The sequence below is a fragment of the Streptomyces sp. NPDC111507 genome, assembly GCF_055638955.1.
Genome location: NZ_JBVKBU010000014.1, coordinates 18378 through 31135, shown reverse-complemented (window position 1 = coordinate 31135; position 12758 = coordinate 18378). Strand labels below are relative to the sequence as shown.

Below are 12758 nucleotides of genomic sequence, written 5' to 3'. Positions count from 1 at the left end.
TAGGTTCCGGCCATGCGCTCGACCTCTCCCACCGAGGCGTTCCCGGCCCATACGCCGGCCGCTTCCCAGATCTTCACCACCGTGCTGTCCCACGGCCCGCTCACGCGGTCGGAGATAGCGGGGCGGACCCAGCTGTCGGCAGCGGCGGTCACCAAGGCGGTCCGGCCGCTGATCGAGGCCGGCTATCTAGTGGAGGACATCGCGGAGGACGCACGGCAGCCCGTCCTCGGGCGGCCCGCCAACCCGGTGCGGGTCGACGGCGGGAGGGCCCTGTTCCTGGGGATCAAGGTCACGGGCGACGAGCTCATCGCCGTACTCACCGACCTGTGCTGCCGCATCCGGGTCGCCCGGCGCGTTCCGCTCACCTCCCGCGAGCCCAAGGCGGTACTGACCTCCGTCGCGGGACTCGTACAGGAACTGCTGACGGAGGCGGACGGCTTCGGGGTGCAGGTCCGCGGGCTCGGCATCGCCGTCTCGGGTGACGTGGACCGGGCGGCCGGGGTGGTGCGTTACTCGCCGTTCCTGGAGTGGCGCGACGTTCCCCTCGCCGAACTGGCCGCGACCACGACCGGACTGCCGGTCACCCTCGACAACGACGTTCGGGCGCTGACGGTGGCCGAGCAGTGGTTCGGGGCCGGGGTGGGGCTGTCCGACTTCGCGCTGGTGACCGTCGGCGCGGGCATCGGCTGCGGCCTGGTGGTGCACGGACAGGTGGTGGCGGGAGCGCACGGCGTGGCCGGTGAGATCGGGCACGTGGCGATCGACCCGGCCGGCCCGCGCTGCCACTGCGGCAACCGGGGCTGCGTCGAGGCGATCGCCTCGGACCCCGCGATCGTCGGCCGGATCCGGGAGGTCACCGGCGCGCGGGTCGCCGACGCCACCGCGGCCCTGGCCCTGGCCCTCGCCCACGACGGCGACCCCGGCGCCCGGGAGGTGTACGCCCGGGCGGGAGCGGCGATCGGCCGGGGCATCGCGACCGTGGCCAACCTCCTCGGCCCCGAGCGCGTGATCATCTCCGGCGAGGGCCTGGCCGCCTACGACCTGTTCGCCGAGCAGATCCGTGACGCGTTCGCCGCGGCCGCGTTCGGTTCGGCCGCGGACTGCGACGTACAGACCAGGCCGCTGCCCTTCGAGGAGTGGGCACGTGGCGCGGCGGCCACCGCCATCCAGTCCTTCACCACCTCGGACGCGCGCTGAGGAGCACGACGCCCTGAGGGGCGAGCAGCGCCGACGAGCGCACCACGCACCGACCAGCACGTACTGAACCACAGCCACGCACTGAAGATCAGACATGTACGGACACGCGTGAGGAGCAACAATGACGCAGCAGAGCCGCAATCCCCTGGCTGCGCGTAACCCGGGCCGCCGCAGAGTCGTCGGCGGACTGTTCGGACTCGGCGCCGCCGCACTGGCCGCGCCCGTTCTGACCGCTTGCGGCGGGGGAGCGGGGGCCGACCCGAAGACGGTCACCTTCGGATCCAACGGCGCCGACGCCACCCCCAAGAAGGCCTACGCCTCCGTCACCGACGCGTTCGCCAAGGACAGTGGTCTGACGGTGAAGACGAACACCGTCGACCACGACACCTTCCAGAAGAGCATCTCCACCTATCTGCAGGGCACCCCCGACGACGTCTTCACCTGGTTCGCCGGCTACCGCATGCAGTACTTCGCCAAGAAGAAGCTCTGCAGCCCCCTCGACGACGTGTGGGACACGATAGGCGCCGACTTCAGCGAGGCCACCAAGCAGCTCTCCCGCGGCGAGGACGGCAAGTACTACTTCGTGCCGCTGTACAACTACCCGTGGGCCGTCTTCTACCGCAAGAGCCTCTTCAAGGAGCGCGGCTACCAAGTCCCGCAGAAGTGGAGCGAGTTCATCGCGCTCACGAAGCGGATGAAGAAGGACGGGCTCTCCCCGATCGCCTCCGGATACGGCGGCGGCGACAGCTGGAGCATCCTCGGCGCCTTCGACTACGTGAACCTGCGGACCAACGGCTACGACTTCCACATGTCCCTGATGCGCGGCAAGGTTTCCTGGACCGACAAGCGCGCCCTCGCCACCCTCGACCACTGGCGCGAACTCGCCCCCTACTACCAGCAGGGTGCTGCCGGCCGTTCCTGGCAGGACGCCGCCCAGTCGCTGCTCGACAAGAAGTCCGGGATGGCCGTCATCGGTCTCTTCCTCGGACAGCAGATCACCGACGAGAAGATACGCGCCGACATCGACTTCTTCCCCTTCCCCGAGATCGACGCCGCGCACGGTCAGGACGCCGTCGAGGCACCCACCGACGGCTTCATGCTCAGCCGCCGGCCCAAGAACGAGGCCGGTGCCAAGAAGTTCCTGGAGTTCCTCGGCGGCGCCCACACCGAGGAGCTGTACATGGGCGTCGACCCGAGCAACCTCGCCGTCAACGACAAGGCGAGCACCGGCTCGTACAACGCGCTCCAGAAGAAGTCCGCCGACCTCATCGCCTCCGCCAAGCAGATCAGCCAGTTCGCGGACCGCGACAGTGACCCCGGCTTCATCTCCACCGTCGTACTCCCCGGCCTGACCGAGTGGCTCAGCCACCCCGACGACGGCTCGGGAACGCTGACGAAGATCGAGTCCCAGCGCTCACGCTTCTTCACGGCCTGACCAGGACCGGAAAGGTCTCACGCACCGTGTCCTCCGCGCCCACCACGCCCCCCGCCCCGCGGGGCGCCCGCCCGCGCCGCCTCGGCACCGGCGACCGGATCTTCCTCACCGTCATCATCGGCATCCCGCTGGCGGCCCTGCTCTTCTTCGTCTGGCTGCCCGCACTGGCCTCCCTGGGGCTGTCCTTCACCACCTGGGACGGCATCGACCTGGCCGACATCCACTGGATCGGCCTGGACAACTACAAGGAGATCTTCACCAACTACCCGCCGTTCTGGCCCGCGGTGCGGCACAACGTGATCTGGCTGCTGTTCACGGCCCTGCTGCCGACCCCGTTCGGCATCTTCCTCGCCTACCAGCTCGACCGGAAGATCCGCTTCACGCGGGTCTACCAGACCGCCATCTTCCTGCCGATGGTGCTCTCCCTCGCCGTCGTCGGCTTCATCTGGGAGATCATCTACAACCCCGACACCGGGCTCCTCAACGGCATCCTGAGCGCCGCCGGTTCCAGCCACCACATCGACTGGCTGGGCAACCCCGACCTCAACCTGTGGGCCGTCCTGGTCGCCTCCAGCTGGCGGCACACCGGATACATCATGATCCTCTACCTGGCCGGCCTGAAGGGCTTCGACCCGGCACTCAAGGAGGCCGCCGCGCTCGACGGCGCCAACGGACGCCAGACCTTCCTGCGGGTGGTCTTCCCGGCCCTGAAACCGGTCAACGTCATCATCCTGGTCATCACGGTCATGGAGTCCCTGCGGTCCTTCGACGTCGTCTACGTCCTCGGCGGCGGCGTCGGAAGCAAGCCGGGCATGGAACTCCTGTCCCTCCTCATCACCGACAACATCATCGGCGAGTCCAGTCACATCGGTTACGGGTCCGCCCTCGCGGTCGTCCTGCTCGTGGTCTCCCTTGCCGCCATCGGGACCTTCCTCGTCCAGAACTTCCGCAAGGAGGACCAGTGACCACGACCGTGCCGCGCCCGGCCTCCCGACCGCGGACCCGGCGCGCGCAGCAGACGCCGAAGACCCCCTCCGGGCCGCGGCGCCAGACCGGCCGCCATCTGATGCTGGGCGGCATCGCCCTGCTGTGGCTCGTCCCGCTGCTGTGGGCCATGTACACCTCGCTGCGGCCCTACTCGGACACCGCGAAGCACGGCTATCTCTCCTGGCCCCACAGCATCGGCCTCGGCAACTTCAGCGACGCCTGGAGCCAGTCCGGGATGCCGCACTTCTTCTGGAACTCCGTCCTCATCACGGTGCCGTCCGTCCTGTGCACCCTGCTGTTCTCGGCTGCGGTCGCCTTCTTCGTCTCCCGGTTCGACTTCCGCTGGAACATCGTCCTGCTGATGCTGTTCACCGCGGGCAACCTGCTCCCGGCACAGGTCCTCATCACCCCCCTGTACCGCCTCTACCTCCTCATCCCGCTGCCGCAGTGGATGAGCGACTCCCTCCTCCTCTACAACTCGGCCTGGGGCATCATCGCGATCCACATCGCCTACCAGTCGGGGTTCTGCACCTTCGTCCTCAGCAACTACATGAAGACGATCCCGAAGGAGATCTCCGAGGCGGCGCTCGTGGACGGCGCCCCCGCCTGGCGCCAGTTCTTCCAGATCATCCTGCCGCTGTGCCGCCCCGCGTTCGCGGCCCTCGCGACCCTCGAATCGATCTGGATCTACAACGACTTCTTCTGGCCGCTCGCGCTGATCGAGAGCGGCGACAAGCGCCCGATCACCTCCGCCCTGGCCAACCTCCAGGGTGCGTACTTCACCAATCCCAACCTCATCGCGGCCGGTGCCCTGATGACGGCGATCCCCACCCTCCTGGTGTACTTCGCGCTCCAGCGCCAGTTCATCAGCGGACTCACCATCGGCTCGGGCAAGGGCTGAGCCGCCCCAACCCTGACCCCACAGGAGGCACGACCCATGCGGTCATCCTCGTATTCCGTCCTGCCCGCACGCACCCTGAGAGCCGTGGTGGTGTTCGCCCTCACGGCAGGACTCGCGACGACCGTCCCGGCCGCACAGGCCAAGACCCCGGTGCCGCGCGAGACCACCGCCACCGCTCCCGTCGCCGCCAAGCCGTACATGGGCTGGTCGAGTTGGAGCATGCAGTCGTCGAAGTACCCGGGCCTCAACCCGGACGGCGACTACAGCTACCTCACCGAGGCGAACGTCCTGAAGCAGACGGACGCCCTCGCCGCCAAGCTGAAGAACTACGGCTACGACCATGTCAACATCGACGCCGGCTGGTGGATGGACAAGACCTGGAAGACGGGCTTCGACCGGTACGGCCGCCAGACGCCCGACCCGGTCCGCTTCCCCCACGGCATGAAGTCGGTCGCCGACCACATCCACTCCAAGGGCCTCAAGGCCGGCATCTACCTGCCCGTCGGCCTGGAGAAGGGCGCGTACGGCGACGGCGGTACGCCGATCTGGAACACCCCCGGCTGCACCACCGCCGACATCGTCTACCCGGACCTGCGCACCACCAACGGCTGGGACAACGCCTACAAGATCGACTTCGGCAAGCCCTGCGCGCAGAAGTACATCGACTCGCAGGCGCAGCAGTTCGCCGACTGGGGCTACGACTTCCTCAAGCTGGACGGTGTGGGCCCGGGCTCCTTCAAGTCCGGTGACAACTACGACAACGTGCCCGACGTCGCCGCCTGGCAGAAGGCCATCGCCGCCGCCGGGCGCCCGATCCACCTCGAACTCTCCTGGTCGCTCGACATCGGCCACGCCGCCGACTGGAAGAAGTACTCCAACGGCTGGCGCATCGACACCGACGTCGAGTGCTACTGCAACACCCTCGTCACCTGGGAGAACTCGGTCAATGACCGGTGGGACGACGCCCCCGCGTGGAGCCGCAAGGCGGGCCCGGGCGGCTGGAACGACCTGGACGCCATCGACGTCGGCAACGGCGAGATGGACGGCCTCACCAAGGCCGAGCGGCAGAGCTACATGACCCTGTGGGCCATCAACAAGTCGCCGCTGTTCACCGGTGACGACCTCACCAAGCTGGACAGCTACGGGGTCTCCCTGCTGACCAACAAGGAAGTCATCGCCGTCGACCAGAACGACTCGCCCGTGGCGCGTCCGGTCACCCCCGTCGGCGACCAGCAGGTCTGGGGCACCAAGAACGCCGACGGCAGCTACACCGTCGCCCTGTTCAACCTCGGCGACTCGCCGGCCTCCGTCACCGCCCAGTGGGCCTCCCTCGGATTCACCGGAAACGCCTCCGTGCGCGACCTGTGGAACAAAGCGAACCTCGGGACCTACAAGAACAAGATCACCGAGGCGCTGCCCGCCCACGGCTCACGGCTGTTCACCGTCAAGCCCGCCGGCGGCACGCCGGCCACCACGAGCTACGAGGCCGAGTCCGACGCCAACACCCTGTCGGGCAACGCCTCGGTCGCCGGCTGCGACGCCTGCTCCGGCGGCAAGAAGGTCGGCAACCTCTACACCGGCGGCAAGCTGCGGTTCAACAACGTCACGGTGAAGAAGGACGGCATCTACACCGTCCAGGTCGCCTACGTCAGCGGCGACCCCCGCTCGGTGACCGTCTTCTCCAACAGCGGCAACGGCACCAGTGAGAAGTTCCCCTCCACGGGCGACTGGAGCACGGCTGAGACGGTCAGCGTCCAACTGGCGCTGAAGGCGGGCTCCAACACGATCACCTTCGACAGCGGCAGCGGCTACGCCCCCGACATCGACAGGATCGTCGTCCCGCAGTCGGTCTGAGTTCCGTAGTCGGTCCGAGTTCCGCACTCGGTTCCCGGTCCGGCGGCTGGTTCTCGGTCCAGCGGTCGGTTCTCAGTCCAGCAGTCCGTCCGACCCGCTTCCCGCGGGGCCCGGTGACACGACCCGGGCCCCGCGGGGACCCGCAGCACGCCGACGGTCCGCAGCCGTCGTTCCCGCATGAGCAGCTCCCGGATATGGAGTGCAACACCGTGGACGTTCAGCACACCGCATCACGCGACAACACCCCCAGCCGCAGAGGCTTCCTCGCCCTCGCCGCCGCAGCCGGCACGGTCACCGCACTCGGTGGTCTGCCCGCCTTCACCGCCTCGGCGGCCCCCCTGCGCCCCACCGCGTCGCCCATGCTGTCCGCGGCCGACGCCGCGAAGAACCAGCTGTGGTGGTCGGCTCCCGGCTCCGCCAAGTCGATGATCGAGCAGGGGCTGCCGGTCGGGAACGGGCGCCTCGGCGCGCTCGCGAGCAACGACCCCTCCGGCGAACTCCTGATGATCACCGACGCCACCCTGTGGACCGGAGGCCTCAACGACAAGCTGCAGAGCGACGGTCAGTTCCCGTACGGCCGGGACGACTTCGGCTCCCTGACGATGCTGGCCGAACTCACCGTCGCCCTCCCCGACCACGACCTGGGCAACGTCAACCACTACCGGCGCACCCTCGACCTGGCCCAGGGCCTGATCAGCACCTCGTACGACATCTCCGGCGTCACCTACCGGCGGCAGATCTTCGCCAGCCGCCCCGACGACGCCATCGTCCTGTACTTCTCCCAGCAGGGCGGCGGCACCTACACCGGTACTGTCTCCCTCGCGGGCACCCACGGCGAGTCCACCACCGCCAACAGTGCGGGCCGCTACGCGTCGTTCGGCGCCTCCTTGGCCAACGGCCTGAAGTACGGCGCCGCCGTCACCGCGTACAGCGGCACGGGCCGAGTCCGGGTCGACGGTACGTCGATCACGTTCAGCGGCTGCAAGGATCTCACCGTCGTCGTCAGCGGTGGTACCGACTACGCGCCCGACGCCGCGGCGAAGTTCCGCGATCCGTCCCTGGCCCCGGAGCGCCTCGCCAGGACCAAGGTCCTGAACGCGGCCGGCCACTCGGCGAGCACCCTGCTGCACACACATGTCGCCGACTTCCGGGCCGTGTTCGGACAGCTGGACATCGACCTCGGTACGTCCTCCGCGGCGCAGCGCGAACTGGACACCTGGGAGCGGCTGCAGGCCCGCCACCGGGACGACGTCCCCGACCCGGAACTCGAGGCGGCCTACCTGCAGTTCGGCCGCTACCTGATGATCTCCGGATCCCGGGGCGGCCTGCCGATGGGCCTCCAGGGCCCCTGGCTGGACGGCAACGACCCGGACTGGATGGGCGACTACCACACCGACATCAACGTCCAGATGAACTACTGGATGGCCGACCGGGCGGGCCTGTCCGACTGCTTCGACACCTTCACCGACTACTGCCTCGCGCAGCTGCCCGACTGGTCGGACGTCACCCAGCGGCTGTTCAACGACTCCACCAACCGATACCGCAACTCCAGCGGAAAGATCGCCGGCTGGACCGTGGCGATCTCCACCAACCCCTATGGCGGGGGCGGCTGGTGGTGGCACCCGGCAGGCAACGCCTGGATCTGCCAGAGCCTGTTCGAGCACTACGAGTACACGCAGGACCGCGCCTACCTCAAGAAGATCTACCCTCTCCTCAAGGGCGCCGTGCAGTTCTGGGAGGCCCGCCTCATCACCACGACCGTCACCGACACGTCGGGGGACGAGCGGGAGGTGCTCATCGCCGACAGCGACTGGTCGCCCGAACAGGGTCCGCTCGACGCCAAGGGCATCACGTACGCCCAGGAACTGGTGTGGAACCTCTTCGGCAACTACCGCACCGCGAGCCAGGCACTCGCCAAGGACGCCGCCTACCGCAAGACCATCGACGGTCTGCGGGCGCGTCTCTACCTGCCCGTGGTCAGCCCCAAGACCGGTTGGCTCGAGGAGTGGATGTCGCCCGACAACCTCGGCGAGACCACCCACCGGCACCTCTCCCCGCTCATCGGCCTCTTCCCCGGCGACCGGATCCGTCCGGACGACTCCACGCCGAAGGACATCCTCGCCGGCGCGACGGCCCTCCTGACCGCTCGTGGCATGAACAGCTACGGCTGGTCCAATGCCTGGCGCAGCCTGTGCTGGGCCCGGCTGAAGAACGCGGAGAACGCCTACCAGCTCGTCGTCAACAACCTGAAGCCGTCGGTGAGCGGTGGCAACGGCACGGCGTCGAACCTCTTCGACATCATGGACATGGGGGAAGGCCGCGGCATCTTCCAGATCGACGCGAACTTCGGCACCCCCTCCGCGATCATCGAGATGCTGGTCTACTCGCGGCCCGGACACATCGAGCTGCTGCCCGCCCTGCCCGCGGCCTGGGCGGCATCCGGCTCGGTGTCCGGCGTGGGCGTCCGCGGCGGGTTCGTCGCCGACCTCAGCTGGAAGAATGGCAAGGTGACCCGGGCCACGCTGAAGAGCGTCGGGGGCCGCGAGACGACCGTCGTCTCGGGCGGCGCCTCGCGCAAGGTCAGTCTCAAGCCCGGTGAGTCCGTCACCCTGAGGGGCCTGCGGTGAGCGGCGCCCGGTTCCGACGCCGCGCCGTGGGCGTCGTATCGGCGCTGCTCCTCGCGGTCTGCGGACCCCTGACCGCCTCGGCGGCGGCGCAGCCGGGGGCCTCGTCGGGCGCGCCGGTGACGCCCGCCGCCGAGGCGCGGGCGAAGCACTCCGTGGTCACCTGGGGCGCCAGCGCCGACCGGCAGGGGGCGGGACCGGCCGACCGCAGCTACCGACTGATCGTGCGCACCAGCGTCGGCGGCACGAACATGCGGATCCGGCTGTCCAACGCCTTCGGCGAGCACCCGGTGACCTTCGCGAGCGCGTACGCCGGGCTGCGGAAACAAGGCGCGGAGCTGGTCCACGACTCCAACCGGCGGCTGTCCTTCGGCGGGGCCGCGTCCGTCACCGTCCCGGCCGGCGAAACCGTGCTCAGCGATCCGCTGCCCGGAACACTGGCCGCCCAGAGCGACCTGGTCATCAGCCTGTATGTGACCGGCGCCCAGGGACCGACAACCGGCCACGGCATGGCCATGCAGACCAACTACGCGACCGCGGGCGACCACGCGGCCGATGAAGGCGCGGCCAACTGGACCGATCCGATGGGCTCCTGGTACTGGCTGGACGCCGTCGACGTACAGACGTCCGCCGCGGTCGGCTCGGTGGTGACCCTCGGCGACTCCATCACCGACGGATGGGCCTCGACCACCGACCAGAACCGCCGCTGGCCCGACTATCTGTCCCGGCGGATCCAGGCCGCGTCCGGTCTCACCGTGAAGGGAGTGGCGAACGAGGGGATCTCGGGCAACAAGGTGCTCGCGGACGGCGCCGGGCAGGCCGCCCTGAACAGACTCCAGCGTGACGTCCTCTCCCAGCCCGGGGTCCGCACGGTCTTCCTCTTCGAAGGCATCAACGACATCAAGGCCCATACCGGTGTCACGGTGGACGACATGATCGCCGGCTATCGGCAGATCATCGACCGGGCGCACGCGGCGGGCAAATGCGTCGTCGGCGCGACCGTCATGCCGTTCAAGGGCTGGTACGAGTACGACGCCGCCTCCGAGGCCGTGCGCCAGGGCGTCAACGACTGGATCAGGAACAGCGGCGCGCTCGACGCCGTGACGGATTTCGACAGGATCACGCGCAATCCCTACGATCCGCAGCTGATCCTGCCGTTCTTCGACGGCGGCGATCACCTGCACCCCAACGACAAGGGGATGCAGGCGATGGCCGACGCGGTGGACCTCGGGAGCCTGACGTCCTGCTGATCTCGGGCTCCGCGCGGGGCGGTCAGGGGTACGAGACCACGGCGGACGGCACCGTCGAGGTGCCCGACGTGGGTGCGCTGGTCTCGTTGACGACGTGCTCGTACCGACCCTGGCCGCCCGGCGAGACGACCAGCAGGTCTTTCACCTTCACGTCCGGTGTGTGCGGCGCGGCGAAGTCCTTGTGCCGCACGGGCCCTGCGCCACCAGGCGGTGACGGTGACCGACACTGGAGCGGTCAGCAGGATCGAGGGACCGGCAGCGCGGGCGAGCCGGCGACGGAGGGCAGGCGCATGACCGACAGGATCACCGTGGGCGTGGACGGATCCCCGGAGAGCCGGGCCGCGCTGGCCTGGGCGGACAGGGAAGCCGTCCGCCGCGGGCTGCCCCTGCGCGCGGTGTACGCCTGGCAGTGGTCCCACCACGAACTCCTCGGCGGCGCGGACCGGGACGAGCAGGCGCGCTGGGCGCGGGACATGGTCGAGGACGCGGCCCGCACCGTCACCGACCGGCACCCGGACCTGCCGGTGACGACCGAGGCACTGGACGGCGGCGCCGTCGACTCGCTGCTGGCCGAGGCCGCGGTGGCTGGGACGCTGGTCCTCGGATCCCGCGGACACGGCACGATCGTCGGCTTCCTGCTCGGTTCCGTCGCCCAGCAGGTGATCGCCGCGGCCCCGTGCCCGGTCGTCCTGGTGCGGGCCGGTGACCGCGCCGCGTCCGAAGCGGGCGGCCGGGAGATCGTCGTGGGCCAGCAGGGCGGTCCGGACGACAGCGCGGCCGGCCTTCGGTTCGCCTTCGAGACCGCGGCGGCGCGGGGTGCCGGGGTGCGCGCCGTACGGGCGTGGAGCCTGCCGCCGGTGTTCGCCTACAGTCCCGGCTCCCTGAAGCTGCTGGACGAGGCCGGGGGCCTGGAGCCGTACGAGAAGAAGGCGCTCGCCGAGGCGCTCCAGCCGTGGCGGGAGCGCTTCCCCGAAGTGCCCGTCACCCCGCACGTCGAGATGGGCAGCGCCGGGCAGGTCCTGCTGTCGCTGGCCGACCGGGCCCAGCTGATGGTCGTCGGCCGCCGCGCACACCACTCGGCGGTAGGGGCACGGATCGGTTCGGTGACCCACGCGGTGATGCACCACGCGCCCTGCCCGGTGGCGGTGGTTCCGCACTCCTGAGCCCGGGGTACTACGGGCTGACCCCGCGCCGGCACGGGCCGGGCCTGGACGATTGTTGTGGCCGTGCCCATCGTCGATGGGGCCCAGGCGGGCGGCGCGAGGAGGACGACCGGCGCGCCGGCGTTGCGCACCGAGGAACGTCCGGGCCCCGAAGTCCTCGCGCCGGTCTCACTCCCGGATCGGGAAAGTCCTGACAGGTCCTAGGTGTTGTCGGCCCTCGACATGCGCAGGGCGAGGTCCTGGAGCAGGTCGGCCGTCTTGACGTCGGTACGTCCGGAGTCGTGGAGGTCGGCGAGTTCGGAGAAGAGGAACGCGAAGGCGCCCACGAGCGAGATGGTGGCGGGGAGGTAGGCGTCCGCGACCGCCTGCCCGGCCTCCGCGGGACCGGCGTCCCCCGGCACCTCCACCCTGGGGAACACCTCCGTGACGAGCGCGCCCAATTGGGTCTCGGCCGAGTCGACCTCGGCGTTCTCGTCCTGGGCGATCCTGCGCACCATCGCGTTGGTCTCGGTGAGCACGCCGATGGCGCGCAGGATGATCTCCGTCTGTTCCATGCCGTGAGCCTAGACGGGCGAAGCCCCGCTGTGGCCTCGATGTTCGGGCCGGGATGGTAGACAGTGGTCATGAACCACTTCTCCCGCCCCCGCCCGGTCCGCACACGATGACCGCAGGCATCGACACCCCGGACCGCCGGGGCCGCACGGGACTTGACCGCGTCGGCCACGATCTGACCGGCAACCCCCGGGTCAAGGTCCGCGAAGTAACGCTCCTGTCCAGCCACTGGTACGTGGAGCGCACCACCACCTTCGACTTCCAGCACGCCGACGGCACCTGGAGCACCCAGGAACGCGAGACGCACGACCGCGGCAACGGAGCCACCCTCCTGCTGTACGACGCCGAGCGCGAAACCGTGCTGCTGACCAGGCAGTTCCGCTACCCCGTGTACACCAACGGCCACCCCGACGGCATGCTGGTCGAGACCCCGGGCGGCCTGCTCGACGAGGACGACGAGCATCCCGAAGTCGCCGTACGGCGCGAGGTCATCGAGGAGACCGGGCACACCGTCGGCGACGTGCAGCACGTCTTCGACGTCTACATGAGCCCGGGCTCGGTCACCGAGCGGGTCAGCTTCTACGCCGCCACCTACGGCCCGTCCACCCGCACCCACGAAGGCGGCGGCCTCGACGAGGAGGGCGAGGACATCGAGATCGTCGAACTGCCCTTCCGCACCGCACTGGCCATGATCCGCTCCGGGGAGATCGCCGACGCCAAGACGATCATGCTGTTGCAATGGGCGGCTCTGGAAGGACCGTTCAAGGCCTTGCCTTGAACTGCGCTTTCAGGTTC

At 69.4% G+C, this 12758-nt stretch carries 11 protein-coding genes; 9 read left to right on the top strand and 2 right to left on the bottom strand.

All coding sequences use genetic code 11. The features are described from left to right. Nucleotides 1-12: 12 nt before the first annotated feature. The 7 genes from ACZ7M2_RS38535 (at nucleotide 13) to ACZ7M2_RS38505 (ending at nucleotide 10248) form a co-directional block, all read left to right on the top strand. A complete protein-coding gene (locus tag ACZ7M2_RS38535; protein ID WP_471599234.1) occupies nucleotides 13-1197 on the top strand; it encodes an ROK family protein in 1185 nt (394 codons plus the stop codon). Between the two features lie 121 nt (nucleotides 1198-1318). Next, nucleotides 1319-2632: an ABC transporter substrate-binding protein gene (locus tag ACZ7M2_RS38530; protein ID WP_471599233.1), complete on the top strand. Its 1314-nt coding sequence runs from the start codon at nucleotides 1319-1321 to the stop codon at nucleotides 2630-2632. Between the two features lie 26 nt (nucleotides 2633-2658). Next, complete coding sequence (locus ACZ7M2_RS38525) at nucleotides 2659-3597, top strand: carbohydrate ABC transporter permease (protein WP_352052306.1); 939 nt, start codon at nucleotides 2659-2661, stop codon at nucleotides 3595-3597. Continuing rightward, nucleotides 3594-4520 carry a carbohydrate ABC transporter permease gene (locus ACZ7M2_RS38520; protein ID WP_471599232.1) on the top strand — a complete coding sequence of 309 codons (927 nt, stop codon included), beginning with the start codon at nucleotides 3594-3596 and terminating at the stop codon, nucleotides 4518-4520. The genes ACZ7M2_RS38525 and ACZ7M2_RS38520 overlap by 4 nt, the downstream gene beginning before the upstream one ends. A gap of 36 nt (nucleotides 4521-4556) precedes the next feature. Next, nucleotides 4557-6374, top strand: a complete 1818-nt coding sequence (locus ACZ7M2_RS38515) for an alpha-galactosidase D (protein ID WP_471599231.1) — start codon at nucleotides 4557-4559, stop codon at nucleotides 6372-6374. A gap of 209 nt (nucleotides 6375-6583) precedes the next feature. Beyond that, nucleotides 6584-9001, top strand: a complete 2418-nt coding sequence (locus tag ACZ7M2_RS38510; RefSeq protein ID WP_471599230.1) for a glycosyl hydrolase family 95 catalytic domain-containing protein — start codon at nucleotides 6584-6586, stop codon at nucleotides 8999-9001. Further along, the gene (locus tag ACZ7M2_RS38505; RefSeq protein ID WP_471599229.1) at nucleotides 8998-10248 is read left to right on the top strand and encodes an SGNH/GDSL hydrolase family protein; all 1251 of its coding nucleotides are present in this window, start codon (nucleotides 8998-9000) and stop codon (nucleotides 10246-10248) included. The genes ACZ7M2_RS38510 and ACZ7M2_RS38505 overlap by 4 nt, the downstream gene beginning before the upstream one ends. Before the next feature lie 22 nt (nucleotides 10249-10270). Here ACZ7M2_RS38505 and ACZ7M2_RS38500 read toward each other — a convergent pair whose 3' ends face one another. Then, on the bottom strand, nucleotides 10271-10438 hold the full coding sequence (locus ACZ7M2_RS38500; protein ID WP_471599228.1) for a hypothetical protein: 168 nt from the start codon (nucleotides 10436-10438) through the stop codon (nucleotides 10271-10273). Nucleotides 10439-10538: 100 nt separating this feature from the next. On the opposite strand from ACZ7M2_RS38500, the gene ACZ7M2_RS38495 reads away from it, so the two are divergent. Continuing rightward, nucleotides 10539-11411: a universal stress protein gene (locus ACZ7M2_RS38495; protein WP_471599227.1), complete on the top strand. Its 873-nt coding sequence runs from the start codon at nucleotides 10539-10541 to the stop codon at nucleotides 11409-11411. Between the two features lie 200 nt (nucleotides 11412-11611). On the opposite strand, the gene ACZ7M2_RS38490 is transcribed toward ACZ7M2_RS38495, so the two are convergent. Continuing rightward, nucleotides 11612-11965: a hypothetical protein gene (locus ACZ7M2_RS38490; RefSeq protein ID WP_060900627.1), complete on the bottom strand. Its 354-nt coding sequence runs from the start codon at nucleotides 11963-11965 to the stop codon at nucleotides 11612-11614. A 107-nt stretch (nucleotides 11966-12072) separates the two neighbouring features. Between ACZ7M2_RS38490 and ACZ7M2_RS38485 the strand changes: the two genes are divergently transcribed. Further along, nucleotides 12073-12741, top strand: coding sequence for an NUDIX domain-containing protein (locus ACZ7M2_RS38485; protein ID WP_471599226.1), 669 nt, complete (start codon nucleotides 12073-12075; stop codon nucleotides 12739-12741). Nucleotides 12742-12758 lie beyond the last annotated feature (17 nt).

Excerpts from the sequence above, each read along its gene's own strand:
- ACZ7M2_RS38535 (WP_471599234.1), top strand. The coding sequence starts at position 13 with ATGCGCTCGACCTCTCCCACCGAGGCGTTCCCGGCCCATACGCCGGCC.
- ACZ7M2_RS38530 (WP_471599233.1), top strand. The coding sequence starts at position 1,319 with ATGACGCAGCAGAGCCGCAATCCCCTGGCTGCGCGTAACCCGGGCCGC.
- ACZ7M2_RS38515 (WP_471599231.1), top strand. The coding sequence starts at position 4,557 with ATGCGGTCATCCTCGTATTCCGTCCTGCCCGCACGCACCCTGAGAGCC.
- ACZ7M2_RS38495 (WP_471599227.1), top strand. The coding sequence starts at position 10,539 with ATGACCGACAGGATCACCGTGGGCGTGGACGGATCCCCGGAGAGCCGG.
- ACZ7M2_RS38490 (WP_060900627.1), bottom strand. The coding sequence starts at position 11,965 with ATGGAACAGACGGAGATCATCCTGCGCGCCATCGGCGTGCTCACCGAG.
- ACZ7M2_RS38485 (WP_471599226.1), top strand. The coding sequence starts at position 12,073 with ATGACCGCAGGCATCGACACCCCGGACCGCCGGGGCCGCACGGGACTT.